This window comes from Psychrobacter sp. ANT_WB68, from assembly GCF_008369115.1.
Taxonomy (GTDB): domain Bacteria; phylum Pseudomonadota; class Gammaproteobacteria; order Pseudomonadales; family Moraxellaceae; genus Psychrobacter.
The window spans coordinates 667,682-682,262 of the sequence record NZ_VOAZ01000001.1 but is presented as its reverse complement, the minus strand read 5'-3'; the positions used below and the strand labels follow the sequence as shown (position 1 = coordinate 682,262).

The 14,581-nt window shown below is 43.7% G+C and carries 12 protein-coding genes; 4 read left to right on the top strand and 8 right to left on the bottom strand.

The window, feature by feature from the left end; genetic code table 11:
- Positions 1-205: 205 nt before the first annotated feature.
- The 4 genes from FQ084_RS02900 to FQ084_RS02885 form a co-directional block, all read right to left on the bottom strand.
- Positions 206-775: a murein L,D-transpeptidase family protein gene (locus FQ084_RS02900; RefSeq protein ID WP_149489120.1), complete on the bottom strand. Its 570-nt coding sequence runs from the start codon at positions 773-775 to the stop codon at positions 206-208.
- Positions 776-900: 125 nt separating this feature from the next.
- Positions 901-1,680, bottom strand: coding sequence for an SDR family NAD(P)-dependent oxidoreductase (locus FQ084_RS02895; protein WP_149489119.1), 780 nt, complete (start codon positions 1,678-1,680; stop codon positions 901-903).
- A gap of 65 nt (positions 1,681-1,745) precedes the next feature.
- Positions 1,746-3,455, bottom strand: coding sequence for an AMP-binding protein (locus FQ084_RS02890; RefSeq protein ID WP_149489118.1), 1,710 nt, complete (start codon positions 3,453-3,455; stop codon positions 1,746-1,748).
- 205 nt (positions 3,456-3,660) lie between these two features.
- Positions 3,661-4,791 (bottom strand): DNA topoisomerase IB, encoded by a 1,131-nt coding sequence (locus FQ084_RS02885; protein WP_149489117.1) that lies wholly within the window; start codon positions 4,789-4,791, stop codon positions 3,661-3,663.
- Between the two features lie 174 nt (positions 4,792-4,965).
- Here FQ084_RS02885 and FQ084_RS02880 point away from each other — a divergent pair, with 174 nt between their 5' ends.
- Entirely contained in the window at positions 4,966-5,442 is a 477-nt protein-coding gene (locus FQ084_RS02880) for a GNAT family N-acetyltransferase (protein ID WP_149489116.1), read from the top strand.
- A 138-nt stretch (positions 5,443-5,580) separates the two neighbouring features.
- Here the strand turns inward: FQ084_RS02880 and FQ084_RS02875 are convergent, their stop codons facing one another.
- The 3 genes from FQ084_RS02875 to FQ084_RS02865 form a co-directional block, all read right to left on the bottom strand.
- Entirely contained in the window at positions 5,581-5,865 is a 285-nt protein-coding gene (locus tag FQ084_RS02875; RefSeq protein WP_149489115.1) for a pyrimidine/purine nucleoside phosphorylase, read from the bottom strand.
- 56 nt (positions 5,866-5,921) lie between these two features.
- Positions 5,922-7,017 (bottom strand): peptide chain release factor 2 gene (gene prfB / locus FQ084_RS02870; protein ID WP_149489114.1). Its coding sequence is split into 2 segments (ribosomal slippage): positions 5,922-6,944 and positions 6,946-7,017, totalling 1,095 coding nucleotides; the frame shifts between segments, so codons are not numbered across the junction.
- Between the two features lie 106 nt (positions 7,018-7,123).
- Entirely contained in the window at positions 7,124-7,834 is a 711-nt protein-coding gene (locus FQ084_RS02865) for an HAD family hydrolase (RefSeq protein WP_149489113.1), read from the bottom strand.
- Between the two features lie 237 nt (positions 7,835-8,071).
- Here FQ084_RS02865 and FQ084_RS02860 point away from each other — a divergent pair, with 237 nt between their 5' ends.
- Positions 8,072-8,518, top strand: coding sequence for a hypothetical protein (locus FQ084_RS02860; RefSeq protein WP_149489112.1), 447 nt, complete (start codon positions 8,072-8,074; stop codon positions 8,516-8,518).
- 127 nt (positions 8,519-8,645) lie between these two features.
- Here FQ084_RS02860 and FQ084_RS02855 read toward each other — a convergent pair whose 3' ends face one another.
- Positions 8,646-9,182, bottom strand: a complete 537-nt coding sequence (locus tag FQ084_RS02855) for a gamma carbonic anhydrase family protein (protein ID WP_149489111.1) — start codon at positions 9,180-9,182, stop codon at positions 8,646-8,648.
- Positions 9,183-9,598: 416 nt separating this feature from the next.
- Between FQ084_RS02855 and carA the strand changes: the two genes are divergently transcribed.
- Both carA and carB read left to right on the top strand, forming a co-directional pair.
- A complete protein-coding gene (carA, locus tag FQ084_RS02850) occupies positions 9,599-10,831 on the top strand; it encodes a glutamine-hydrolyzing carbamoyl-phosphate synthase small subunit (RefSeq protein WP_149489110.1) in 1,233 nt (410 codons plus the stop codon).
- Positions 10,832-10,976: 145 nt separating this feature from the next.
- Complete coding sequence (gene carB / locus FQ084_RS02845; RefSeq protein WP_149489109.1) at positions 10,977-14,231, top strand: carbamoyl-phosphate synthase large subunit; 3,255 nt, start codon at positions 10,977-10,979, stop codon at positions 14,229-14,231.
- Positions 14,232-14,581: the final 350 nt, after the last annotated feature.

Below are 14,581 nucleotides of genomic sequence, written 5' to 3'. Positions count from 1 at the left end.
TGGCCTTTTAGAAACAGCCAGTTAATACGTCAGACTGTACGTATAGATAGTCAATTCAATATAGACATGACACAGCACGCTTAGAATAAATTTTTTGCCGTCTCTGTCGGAATACGCACAGTCAGCCAAAAAAATTTATACTCGTCTCGCGTCACAACATAACGGCATTTATTTAGGAGCAACTATAAAAACCTTAGAAAGTTACTCAATCCACAATTTCGATAGGGGTGCCAATTTTTACAGCAGCCATGATTTCATCCATCTCATCATTAGTCACTGCGATACAGCCATCGGTCCAATCGCGTTTTTGGTTAACCCATGCAAGATGACCAAAACCATTTTTCTGACCATGAATCATAATATCGCCGCCAGGACTGACGCCTTGTGATTTTGCACGGGCTTTATCCGTAGCATTGGGATAGCTCACATGAATAGAGCGATAGAATTTAGAGTTTTCATTTTTATAATCTAACGTATAGTTGCCTATGGGTGTACGTTTATCGCCTTGTTGCCGCTTATGACCGACAGGACTGCCACCTAATGCAATAGGGTAAGACTTGATAAGGTTATTACCACTCAGCAACTGCAGGGTGCGAGCGGACTTATCGACAAAGACTTTATCGATCATCGTGCTTTCAGGCATAGATTGTTTATTCTCTGAGTGACTCTTAGCATAAGTGATATTACTGGTACTCATAAAAGCAACTAAGCTAAACCCTATCGCGACAAATAACCAACTTGAGTATTTATGAGAATCTAGACGGAAAAATGACATAGCTTTTGCTTCTTATGATGAGTAAATAAAATTATCATCTATAAGATAGCAAAAAACTATGCCAAGCGTTGTGCGAGTTATAGGAATAAAACTCAAAGCTTCGATATTAAATCTCTAATACCCTATTACACCATACGAATCGCACCATCTAAACGAATCACTTCACCATTCAAGTAGGCATTATCAATGATGTGCACAACCAATTTAGCAAACTCATTAGGATTGCCCAAACGTTTAGGATATGGTACTGCAGCCTCTAGTTGCTCACGCGCCTTCTCAGGCAGACTTTGTATCATAGGTGTTGCAAACACACCCGGCGCAATAGTCATCACTCGGATACCATGACGAGTCAGCTCACGTGCTAGCGGCAACATCATGCCAACGACACCAGCTTTAGATGAGGCATAACTGCCTTGTCCGACTTGCCCATCAAAAGCGGCAATAGAAGCCGTATTGATGATGATTCCGTTGTCAGCATTAACTTCGGCGGTTGTGCTAGCAGCCACACGCTTAGCAATACTGGCCGCGACCAAACGTGCGACGTTAAAAGAGCCCACGAGGTTGATATTAACCCCGCGACTAAAAGCCTCAAGGTCCGCTGGATTATTTTCACGATCTAACAATTTTTGTACGACAGCGATACCTGCACAGTTAATGGAACCTTGCAGACCATCGAATGCCTCTTCAGCCATAGCAACAGCCGCTTGAACGTCATCACCACTGGTGACATCACAGCGCACAAAACGAGTGTTGTCGCCCAACTCATCGACCAGTACTTGTCCTGCTGACTCGTTAAGGTCAGCGATGACAACCTTACCACCTTGAGCCACAATAGCTCGCACTACTGACTCACCCAGACCTGACGCGCCGCCAGTAACCAAAAAGCTGCGTTGCTCAATTTGCATAATTATTCCTTTAAATGGTTATTACTAATATCTGTTTTAATAGTCAATTGACACTTTATTCTTACTTAAGCCACAGATAAACTACGCAGCAAAAAGCGCTGAATTTTACCACTTGGCGTTTTTGGTAATGCTGCAACAAACTCAACTTCGCGGGGATAGGCATGGGTCGAAAGACGCTTACGTACCAAGTCTTGAATCTCTTTGGCAATCTCATCAGTTGCTTCGATGCCATCTTTTAGCACCACATAAGATTTAATCGTATGACCACGCACCTCATCTGGTACACCAACCGCTGCTGACTCTGCAACCGATTCATGCTCAAGCACGGTGTTTTCGACATCGGTCGGACCTACCCGGTAGCCTGCCGTAATAATAATATCATCATCACGCCCTGAAAACCAATAACTGCCGTCGCTATGACGCTCGACCACATCGCCTGTCAGATAATAATCATCAGTGAACGCATCTTTTTCATTCCAGCTATAGCCGCGGAAATAAAACGCGGGCGATTGACTGACCACCACTGCCAGTTGTCCTTGCTCGCCATCAGGCAAGATGTTCATATCATCATCTAACACCACCAGTGTATGTCCCGGTAGCGCCATCCCCATCGAACCGACTGGACATTTATGCTCTAACGCATGGTGCTCGCAACATGTCATGCCTGTTTCTGTCTGCCCATATTGATCACAAACTTTACAGTTTAAGTAGGTTTCAACCCAGTTGACCACTTCGGTATTCAAGGTCTCGCCTGCTGAATTGGCACAGCGTAACGATAGCTTGGCATTGGCGTCGCCGTGAGCACTTTCAAACACACCGCTGGATTTCATCATACGAAAAGCAGTTGGTGATGAAGCCAAATTGCTAATCTTATGGCGTACCATAAAATCGCGAGTATTGGCAGCGTCAAAGCCGCACTCGTTAAAGTAAGTCGTGACGCCCATTAATAAAGGTCCAGTAATCGCGTAATATAGTCCATACGCCCAACCGGGATCGGCCATATTCCAGTAGTTATCATCCGCGCGCAAGTCGATTGCGTAGCGCATATAGAGATAAAAAGCCGAGAGTGCACTTAGTGGCACGCTGACGCCTTTTGATTTGCCCACCGTACCCGAGGTAAACATTTGCAAAAATGGCGCATCGGTATCCAGCAATACTGGTTCTAGCGTTTGCGGCTGCGTTGCCATCATTTGTGCATAGTTATCATCACCCCAGCTTTGCGCATCTACCTTACTACCAACCAACACCATTTTGGTTTGCTTAGCCAAGTCGTCAAACTTGCCACGATTTTCTTGATTGGTAAAAACGACCTTGGTATTAGCTTTATCCATTCGATACTTAATCGAATCATAACCAAAGGCAGTAAACAGCGGTTGATAGACCGCTCCAATCCGCCAAGTGGCTAATACAATAGTGAGTAGTTCAGGGGTACGCGGTAGCATCGTTGCTACTTGGTCACCCGCTTGCACGCCATAAGACAGTAATAAATTGGCAACCTGTGCACTTGCCTTGTCCAGTTCAGCAAAGCTCATACGCGTCACATTACCCGCTGTATCTTCATGCACCAGTGCAATATTATCACCGCGACCATCACGCACATGACGACCGCAACACGCCATATAAGCATTCAAACGGTCGTCTAAATGCTCACCAAATATTTCTGTTAATAAGGCATTCATATCAAAGTTATGATAGTAATCGCTGTAGCTCATTGGTGTATGGGTAATATCTTTAACGGAGCTTACAGATGAATGGTTCGAAGAGGAGGTGTTCATAAGCTAATCCTTTAGCAATAGAGAGTCACTGACGCTATCAGTGCTTTATCAGAAGTAAAACAGTCGTATCGTATTAACTATTTTCTCTTATGGTCCGCACATATCAAAGTGCGTATGCTCTATTAGTAACGCATTTTTATATTTATTTCAATACATAACGTATCATTTTTATAATAAATATGATTTTTTGATAAAATTGAATTTATTATATGGCACTTAAAAATCCTAGCAGCGCTTTCTCTTCACAGCTTTGATATTGCTTGGTACGTCCACGACGCGCTTGTTTATAAGGCTCAAAGAATTTCCCTGCTAAAAACTGCTCGATAATAATAGGATTGATATAAGAAGATCGGCACACCGCTGGTGTATTGCCCAGCTCATCAGCAACACTTTTTAGCATATCCGTCACCAGTTGCTGACGCTCTTTACTATCAGGCTCACTGGCTAAAATCACTTTGCCAGATTTGGTTTGTAGCTCATCATAAAGGTAGCTTGCTGCCAACACACTGGCCATCCATGTACGAAAATCTTTTGCACTATATAAATTGCCGCCATAACTTTCACTGTCACACTTATTACCGCAGGTATAGATGCGCAGATAATCATTGATATCAGCACTATCGACGACTTGCTTATCACCATTTTCATCTAAATACTTAAATACTTGATAACCGGGCAGCTCAGAGCAGGCCTGTACAATTTCAATCAAACGCTCATCTTGCAGCTCTATATGATGCTCCTTGGCACTTTTACCGACGAAATCAAATGCCAGTCCAGTATCCGTTTCACTGACATGCTTGCTGCGTAACGTGCTTAAACCATAGCTTTTATTGAGCTTGGCATAGCGACTATTACCAATACGAATTAAGGTCGTTTCTAATAGTTTCACCACTGCTGCCAAAACATTGTCACGCGATAGTGGCGGCGCTTCTAAATCTTTCTCTACTTGCGCACGCAGGTTAGGCAATGCTTCAGCAAAACCTATCATGGCATTAAACTTGGCTTGATCTCGAACGCGATCCCATTCTGAATGATATAAATACTGCTTACGTGCTTTGTCATCACGTCCTGTCGACTGTAAATGCCCTTTGTCATCATGGCATATCCAAACCTCCGACCACATCGGCGGTATCACTAAGGCATCAAAGCGCTGACGCAAGGCTTTATCTTTAACTGTTTTGCCTGTGGCATCTCGATAAGTAAAGCCACGTCCCGAACGCCGACGCCCGTATCCTGGATCGGTATCGCTGACATATCGCAAGTTCGCGAGGCTCGCCAAGTGCTCATAATCATGGCGTATGTCTTGCGTATTGGTTGGTTGATTTGACTTCGCCATAAAAAATACTCATCTGATAATATCGTTGTTTTAGCATAATCAACTGCCCTTATCTTTGCTGTGTATTTGCCATGGACAATGTGTAATCCTGTGTAAAATAAAGGCGATAAAAGCCTTGTGGATTTTGAGCGTTACGACATAATTTAAGATACATTTACTGAAGGCACCGCCAACATGACAAATTCCACCCTTATGAATTCAATCAATGGCTCTTTAAAAATAGCGTCATTATCTGCCGCTGACTATGAGTCTTGGCTCAGCTTATGGCAAAGCTATCTCACTTTTTATGAGAGCAGCTTGCCATTAGAAACGACGAATGCAACGTGGAATAATGTGCTCGATAGCAACGTACCTATTTATGGGTTTGGGGCTTGGTTAGAGGATAAGTTAGTCGGTATCACTCATGTGGTGCTACACCCTAATACTTGGAATAGCACTGAATGTTGCTACTTAGAGGATTTATACGTGGCTGAATCTGTGCGAGGGCACGGTGTAGGACGAGCATTGATTGAGTATGTCTATGAGTTTGCCCGCCAGCAAAAATGCAACCGCGTTTATTGGGTTACTCAAGAAGAAAATACAGCTGCACGCCGCCTCTATGATACGCTTGCGACCAAAACCGATATGATTCAATACCGCAAGGATTTATGATTGATTGCTTGCAATTTTTGATAAATAAATAGATAGATAGGTAGCTGCTTTTTTACAACCTAGTCAATGTAAAAACAAAAAACGCCAAGTATTGAATACTTGGCGTGTTTATAAGTCATATTAATCTAAGCTAAAAAACTATGCACCATAAGTGCATAGATAAGCCGTTTCCACTGCTACTTTTACTTGAAATTTCTGATTGGCTTCAATAGTAAATTGCTCACCAGCATTGAAGGTTTGCCATTCATCACTATCTGGCAGCTTGACCGTCAAAGCACCGCTAACAACTGTCATCGTTTCAAATTCGCTGGTGCCAAATTCGTATTCACCAATCTCCATCACCCCAACAGTGGCAGGCTTGGTAGCGGTTTGAAAGGCAATAGAAGTCACTTTATTATCAAAATAATTATTAACGCTTGGCATAATTTTCCTTAATTGACTGTTGGTTGATATTTTAAAAATTTCTTTATGGCCTAGCTTTACAATCCAGCCTTAAGACTCGCTTCGATAAATTGATCAAGGTCACCATCGAGCACCGCACCCGTGTTAAAGGTTTCAACGCCCGTACGCAAGTCTTTAATACGTGAGTCATCGAGTACGTAAGAGCGAATTTGACTGCCCCAACCAACATCAGACTTACCATCTTCAACCGCTTGCTGGGATTCCATCCGTTTTTGCATCTCAAGCTCGTAAAGCTTGGCGCGCAGCAACTTCATCGCTGTGGCTTTATTACCATGTTGGCTACGCTCGTTTTGACAAGTGACCACAACGCCAGTCGGTTCGTGAGTAATACGCACCGCTGAATCGGTGGTGTTAACGTGCTGACCACCTGCGCCAGATGAACGATAAGTATCAATACGCAAATCAGCTGGATTGATATCAATCTCAATATTATCATCAATCTCAGGCGATACAAAAACGGCGGCGAATGAGGTATGACGACCGTTATTACTGTCAAATGGTGACTTACGGACTAAGCGATGCACGCCAATTTCAGTCCGTAACCAACCAAAGGCATAATCGCCTTTAATTTCAATGGTTGCCGATTTGATACCAGCGACACCGCCAGCAGACACTTCGATAACGTCCACTTTAAAGCCATGCGCTTCTGCCCACCGTGTATACATACGCAGCAGCATCTCTGCCCAATCTTGTGCCTCTGTACCGCCACTGCCTGACTGGATGTCCAAATAGCAATTATTTGGATCCATCTCACCGCTAAACATCCGGCGGAACTCTAAATCAGCAACGCGCTTCTCCGCATCGTCTAGTTCGGCTTGTACATCCGCCAGCAGTGATTCATCTTCCTCCTCAACTGCTAGCTCTAACATCGCCGTGGCATCTGCCAAAGTAGTCTCAAGCGAAACGACGACGTCGATGACACCATCAAGCTGGCTTTTTTCTTTATTAATCTTAGTCGCACGCTCTGGATCATTCCATAGCTCGGGATTTTCTAATTCCAAATTGACTTCTTCTAAGCGTTCTTGCTTGCCATCGAAGTCAAAGATACCTCCGAAGGTCCTGCCCACGCTCAGATAAATCTTTGATTTGTTCTTGGTAAGGATTAATTTCCATAAAGGTTCCTGTTTTTACGATAAATATCTAACGAATACGGCGCTATTTTAAAGGAGATTGATGATAAATAGTTGGCTAATTATGACTACCTTTACCTTTAAGCGCTTCAAACCGCCTGAATTGACCAGTCTTCAACTGCCCAGCGATGTGCGAGCGCATGCGCATGTAGCGCATCATCGGGCGACACACAGATAGCCACATCCGCCCATTCTAGTAATGGAATATCATTTTTAGAATCTGAATAGGCATAGGTTTTATCAAAGATAACGCCCGCTGATTGCTGCTTATCCAGCCATTTATTTAGATGGTAAATTTTACCTTCCTTAAAGTTTGGCTGATCCGTTAGTTTGCCAGTATAGCGCTCGTTTCTTATCTCGAGAGGGGTCGATAAAACATTAGCATCTTCGATACCAAAACGCTTCGCAATGGCAGACACCACAAAGTTATTGGTCGCAGAAATAATCACCACTGCATGACCCTTCTCAACGTGATGACACAGTACCTCCATCGCTTTTGGGCGAATGTGCGGCTCGATTTCACTTTTAATATAATCTTCTCGCAGCTCATGCAACCTATCCATCGGTAGACTGCTTAAGAATTGCGCGACAAACTCATTGTACTCTGTCGCATCAAGCGTACCTTCTATATAGTCTTGATAAAATTTCTGATTGGCGGTGCGATATTCAGCTTCATCGACGAGATCATGCTTAACGATATACTCGCCCCACAGATAATCGCTATCGACATCGAGTAACGTATGGTCTAAATCAAAGAGTGCCAGCTCTTTTGGAGAGTGCATTGCTTGTGTTGCCTGCATAATGGAGCCTTATAGTTTCTTTATTAAAGGAAATCGTTTTTAATATTATTAATGATTAATATAGTGAGTTCAATATAAAGGAGGTACGTTCAAAATAGCGTTAGGTATAATAATAAAACCTGCTTACTGATTTTTTTAGCACTCTACTGTTCACCAAACAAAATTATGTTACCTTGTTTACTTTAATATCTCTTTAGCTTATCTTTAGCCTGCTGAATAATAACCATAGAGAGCTTTATGAAAGCGCCTGATGATAAAACTGCTTTGCCTAATCAACCACGCCGTCCTGCCCGCTCCATCAGAGAAATCAGGCGACGGCAATTAGGCAAAAGCTATCAATCACCTTTAGAACGTCTGCTTTATGCGCTCTTAAATGGTCTGATGTATGGCGTTGGCGGCTTACTTATTGACCTTTCGATTGTTGTTATTCGCTCAATAGCTGGCATAGGTAATGGCGAGATATTCTGGCTATTTACCCCGTTTATGCTAGTTTTGGGGGCGTTAACGGGCTTTATCGTTGGTAAAAGCGCCGGTGCTGAAAGCATTAATGCCTTAAATATCGACGACACTGGTAGTAATAATTACCTTAGTGACTACTCTATACGCCATGATATCTTTCGCGGACTGATTATTGGTATTATTATTTTTGCCATCATTTGGCTTGTCATGATGCTTATGGCATGACCATCATTTGTATAAAAAGCATCATAATGCAAACAACAATATAAATGACATAACATCCATAAAGAGGATTGGTTACTATAAGATCATCCTCTTTTTTGTTATAAAATCCTGCTTACTTATGACTCAACTAATCTGGCATGGCTATTTCCTTTAAGCCAGTTTTAAATTTTTGACAACGCTCCGCATAGTGCATTGCTGATAACTTCAGCATCGCTGCCTGCTCATCTGTTAGTGTCTTAACAACTTTCGCAGGTGCGCCCATGACGAGCGAATTATCAGGAATCTCTTTACCTTCGGTGACCAATGCTTTGGCACCAATGATACAGTTTTTACCAATTTTGGCATTGTTCAATACCACCGCGCCAATACCAATCAAGCTATTATCACCGACTTCACAGCCATGCAGCATCGCTAAATGTCCAATCGTGACATAGTTGCCGATTTTGACTTCAATCCCTGCATCAGTATGAATGACGCTATTTTCCTGAACGTTACTATAATCACCGATATGAATGCGCTCATTATCGCCTCGAATCACCGCACCAAACCACACACTGGCTTGATGACCGAGGTAGACATCGCCTATCACTCGTGCTGTGTCCGCAACCCAGCCATTAAAAGGTACAGCAAACTCTGGCGCTTTGTCTAAATACTGATAAATCATAACGGCTCCTTGTTATATTCATAATTGCAATAAAATATGTTAATAATGAAAACTGGGTATCTCGACTTGCTGTCCATTGTGGCAAAGCCAAAAGGGAAAATCCAGTGCTATTAACGGCGGATGACTAAAGGCACAACTGCAACCTGAAAATCGGCTGGCTATCTGCGTGTATATTGTATATAATGCGCAAAATCTGTGCCTAAGCGAGCGGACATGATGCAAGTTACCTATTCACTATCTAGTGGGTTTTGTAGTTTCCATCAATAATGTCTTCTCGCTTTTTTGTGGAAAAATTTTGGCTCTGGCTCTTTACTATCCTTATTTAGCAGTAGTTAGATAGAGATAAAAACACAGTTTAGAGCAAGGCTTTTACCATAAAACATCATGGCACTCACCAATAATAGCGGAGGCAACCCTTGAATTCATCGACAGAAATACAAGCAATTTTGGCACTAGCAGACGGTACGATTTTTCGCGGTTTGAGCATCGGTAGTCTCGGTCATCGTGTCGGTGAGGTGGTATTTAATACGGCCATGACAGGGTACCAAGAAATCCTAACTGACCCAAGTTATGCGCGTCAGCTGGTCACGCTTACTTATCCGCACATTGGCAATACTGGTACCAACGCTGAAGATGTCGAGTCTGGTAACGGTCATCAAGTGTGGGCTGACGGTCTTATTATCCGCGATGCAACGATGGTCACTTCAAACTTCCGCAACTCTCAATCATTGAGTGATTATCTACAGAGCCATGATACGGTCGCTATTGCTGATATTGATACCCGCCAATTGACCCGCCTACTACGTGATAAAGGTGCTCAAAACGGCTGTATCATGACCGCTTCTAATGGCGAGACTATCAGCCATGATGACGAGCAGCAAGCAATTAAATTGGCGCAAGAATTTGCTGGTATCGAAGGGATGGACTTGGCAAAAGAATGCTGTACACCGACGACGTTTGAGTGGACAGCCGGTAGCTGGGATTTATCAGATACGCTGCTTAACCGCGATGTACCAGGTAGCCATGATAGCGGTACGGGTGGCTTCTTTAAGCATTTGGGTACGCATGTCGAAGCAAAATATAACGTGGTCGCCTATGACTTCGGTAGCAAAACCAATATCCTACGTATGCTTGTTGACCGCGGCTGCCATGTAACCGTCGTACCAGCGCAAACACCTATCGCAGATGTATTAGCAATGAATCCAGACGGAATTTTCTTATCAAACGGCCCTGGCGACCCTGCGGCTTGTGACTATGCTATCGACGCGGTACGTCATATCATTGAAGAAACTGACATTCCAACTTTTGGCATCTGCCTAGGTCATCAGCTGATTGGTCTTGCCAGCGGTGCAAATACCATCAAAATGAAAACCGGTCATCATGGTGCTAACCATCCCGTACAAGATTTGGCCACGGGTACCGTTATGATTACCAGTCAAAACCATGGTTTCGCGGTTGATGAAGACACACTACCTGCCAACGTCAAACCTACTCATCGCTCATTATTCGATGGTACCAACCAAGGGATTGAGCTGACCAATAAGCCAGTCTTTAGCTTCCAAGGTCACCCAGAAGCCAGCCCTGGGCCGCACGATGCCGCGCCACTATTTGATAAGTTTGCAGAGATGATGGCAGCCGCTAAAGCTTAAGTTATCGCTAATTAACTACAAGCAACATATAAGCATAAAGCTTGAATCACAGACAGTGTTTCAAGCTACTCCAGACCAAACACGATAAGCTCTATTGAAAATACAGATTAATCAAAATATCACCCAAACGAAGGTAGCCTTAACTATGCCAAAACGTACCGACATAAAAAGTATTCTTATCATAGGCGCAGGTCCTATCGTCATCGGTCAAGCGTGTGAGTTTGACTATTCAGGCGCGCAGGCGTGTAAAGCACTAAAAGAAGAAGGCTACCGCGTCATATTGGTCAACTCAAACCCTGCGACCATCATGACTGACCCTGCTATGGCTGATGCGACTTATATCGAGCCAATTACATGGCAAACGGTTGAGCAAATTATTGCTAAAGAACGTCCTGACGCTATCTTGCCAACCATGGGCGGACAAACCGCACTAAACTGTGCCTTAGAGCTAGATAAGCATGGTGTATTGACCAAATACAACTGCGAGCTGATTGGTGCAACCAAAGACTCAATCGAGATGGCAGAAGATCGCAACTTATTTGATAAAGCCATGAAGCGTATTGGCCTTGAATGCCCACGCGCTGAAACGGCGGAGACTATGGAAGAAGCCTTTTCGACTCAAGAAAAAATGGGCTATCCATGTATCATTCGTCCATCATTTACAATGGGCGGCTCAGGCGGCGGTATCGCATACAACCGTGATGAATTTATCGAAATTTGTGAGCGCGGTTTTGACTTATCGCCGAACCATCAATTGCTTATCGATGAGTCATTAATCGGTTGGAAAGAATATGAGATGGAAGTGGTTCGCGATAAAAACGACAACTGCATCATCATCTGTGCGATTGAGAACTTTGACCCAATGGGCGTGCATACTGGCGACTCAATCACGGTTGCACCAGCACAAACACTGACCGATAAAGAATACCAAATCATGCGTAATGCTTCATTGGCCGTACTGCGTGAGATTGGTGTTGAAACGGGCGGCTCAAACGTCCAGTTCGGTATCAATCCTGATACTGGTCGCATGGTCGTCATCGAGATGAACCCACGCGTTTCACGCTCATCAGCATTGGCATCAAAAGCCACTGGCTTCCCGATTGCTAAAATCGCTGCCAAACTAGCGATTGGTTACACGCTTGATGAATTGCAAAATGACATTACAGGTGGCAAAACGCCAGCGAGCTTTGAGCCTGCGCTTGATTATGTCGTGACCAAGATTCCACGTTTTAACTTTGAAAAATTTCCACAAGCGGATAACGTGCTATCGACGCAGATGAAATCGGTTGGTGAAGTGATGGCGATTGGTCGTAACTTTCAAGAATCGATGCAAAAAGCGCTGCGCGGCATGGAAACCGGCAATGATGGTTTTGATGAGCAAATTGACTTATCAAAATTGAGCATTGAAAAGGCACGTAGCGAAATTAATAATCGCTTAACTATTCCAACGCCTGAACGCATTTATTATATTGCAGATGCTTTCCGCATTGGCATGAGCGTCGATGAAGTGTTTAACTTAACCAAAATCGACCCATGGTTTTTGGTACAAATTGAAGATATCATCAAAACCGAAGCGCAAGTTAAAGCCTTAGGTTTTGGTGGTTTAACTGAAAAGAACTTACGCGGCTTTAAGCGTAAAGGCTTATCAGATTTGCGTTTGGCGAAACTGCTTGGCGTGTCACAAAAGCAGCTACGCACCAAACGTTGGGATTTAAACGTTTATCCAGTATATAAGCGTGTCGATACCTGTGCCGCAGAATTTGCCACCAGCACTGCTTATATGTACTCCACGTACGACAGTGAATGTGAAGCCAATCCGACTGATAATAAGAAAATTATGGTTATCGGCGGCGGTCCTAACCGTATCGGCCAAGGTATCGAGTTTGACTATTGCTGTGTCCACGCCGCACTTGCCATGCGTGAAGATGGCTATGAGACCATCATGGTCAACTGTAACCCTGAAACGGTTTCGACCGATTATGATACATCTGACCGCCTCTACTTTGAGCCAATTACGCTTGAAGATGTATTAGAGATTGTCCGTATCGAAAACCCTGATGGTGTGATTGTACAGTTCGGTGGTCAAACACCATTGAAACTGGCCCGCGCCCTTGAAGCTGCTGGCGTCAAAATCATTGGTACCAGTCCTGATGCGATTGACCGCGCTGAAGATCGCGAACGCTTCCAACATATGATTCAGCAATTGAATCTTATTCAACCAACCAATGCTTTAGCGACCAGCTTAGAAGATGGTTTGGTCAAAGCAAAAGACGTTGGTTATCCATTAGTAGTACGCCCATCTTACGTACTTGGTGGTCGCGCGATGGAGATTGTCTATAACGAAGATGAGCTCAGACATTACCTACGTACTGCCGTACAAGCCTCAAACGAAGCGCCAGTATTGCTCGATCGCTTCTTAGATGATGCCATTGAAGTCGATGTTGACTGTGTTAGCGACGGTACAGACGTCGTGATTGGCGGTATCATGCAGCATATCGAACAAGCGGGCGTACACTCTGGTGACTCAGCCTGTTCACTGCCGCCTTACTCATTATCTGATGAGCTGTGTAATGTGATGCGCGCGCAAACGGTTGCGATGGCAAAAGAGCTTGGCGTTATCGGTCTGATGAACGTCCAGTTTGCGGTAAAAGGTGAAACGGTTTATATTTTAGAAGTTAACCCACGTGCTGCGCGTACCGTGCCGTTTGTTTCTAAATGTATTGGTACTTCTTTAGCGCAAATCGCAGCTCGCTGTATGGCTGGCACGTCATTGAAAGACCAAGGCTTTACCACAGAAATTGTACCGTCATTTTTTGCCGTCAAAGAAGCGGTATTCCCATTTGCTAAATTCCCTGGTGTTGATCCAATCTTGAGCCCTGAGATGAAATCAACCGGTGAAGTCATGGGCGTTGGTAAAACCTTTGGCGAAGCATTCTACAAAGCAGTTATCGGTAGTAATGAGCGCTTGCCAGGTCTGCCAACTGAGGGCGAAACCAAAACCGTCTTTATCTCTGTACGTGATAGCGATAAAGAACAAGTTGCCCCTATCGCCCGTCAGCTAATCGACTTTGGCTTTGATATCGTTGCGACTGCTGGTACGCAAAAAGTATTGGCAGACAATGGTATTGAGTGCAAACAAATCAATAAGGTCACTGAAGGTCGTCCGCATATCGTCGATGCCTTGAAAAATGGTAAAATCGACCTTATTATCAATACCACTGAGGGCAAACAGGCACAAGAGGATTCATTCTCTATCCGCCGTAGTGCCCTACAAGGTAAAGTGTTTTATGTGACGACCCTAGGGGCGGCAGATGCGGTTTGTAAATCTTATGCCATTGACTTACCATTTGATGTGTATAAGCTACAAGATTTGCATGAACAAGCAAAGACTATTGCTTAGCTCTATTGACTTAGCAGCATAATTTCAGTAGATTAAGCATAATTGCACCGCTTGTTTAAAAGCTGATGCAAAACGTGTTATCGATTTTCATATAACAGTAGTGCTTTAAAAAACGTATTACTTTAAAAAAATAAAGTTTTAAAAAGACAGACCTAAAAAGCATAGTGGCTAAACTGCGACTATGCTTTTTATTACGTAAGGTTAATGTGCATTATCTGTCAGTGTATCGATGCTCACAGATAAGCGCGCGTTTAGTTGTTACGCAGTCTAAACCTCATTCTTTTTATATCTCATACTCATTGCAACAACACTGACACCATCTCACTATTCACTAGGAGTAGGAGATGGTG

Bases quoted from the DNA above. Each gene is read 5' to 3' on its own strand.
- carB (WP_149489109.1), top strand. From the start codon at position 10,977: ATGCCAAAACGTACCGACATAAAAAGTATTCTTATCATAGGCGCAGGT.
- FQ084_RS02890 (WP_149489118.1), bottom strand. From the start codon at position 3,455: ATGAACACCTCCTCTTCGAACCATTCATCTGTAAGCTCCGTTAAAGAT.
- FQ084_RS02860 (WP_149489112.1), top strand. From the start codon at position 8,072: ATGAAAGCGCCTGATGATAAAACTGCTTTGCCTAATCAACCACGCCGT.
- FQ084_RS02880 (WP_149489116.1), top strand. From the start codon at position 4,966: ATGACAAATTCCACCCTTATGAATTCAATCAATGGCTCTTTAAAAATA.
- FQ084_RS02895 (WP_149489119.1), bottom strand. From the start codon at position 1,680: ATGCAAATTGAGCAACGCAGCTTTTTGGTTACTGGCGGCGCGTCAGGT.
- FQ084_RS02900 (WP_149489120.1), bottom strand. From the start codon at position 775: ATGTCATTTTTCCGTCTAGATTCTCATAAATACTCAAGTTGGTTATTT.
- FQ084_RS02865 (WP_149489113.1), bottom strand. From the start codon at position 7,834: ATGCAGGCAACACAAGCAATGCACTCTCCAAAAGAGCTGGCACTCTTT.
- FQ084_RS02855 (WP_149489111.1), bottom strand. From the start codon at position 9,182: ATGATTTATCAGTATTTAGACAAAGCGCCAGAGTTTGCTGTACCTTTT.
- FQ084_RS02885 (WP_149489117.1), bottom strand. From the start codon at position 4,791: ATGGCGAAGTCAAATCAACCAACCAATACGCAAGACATACGCCATGAT.
- FQ084_RS02875 (WP_149489115.1), bottom strand. From the start codon at position 5,865: ATGCCAAGCGTTAATAATTATTTTGATAATAAAGTGACTTCTATTGCC.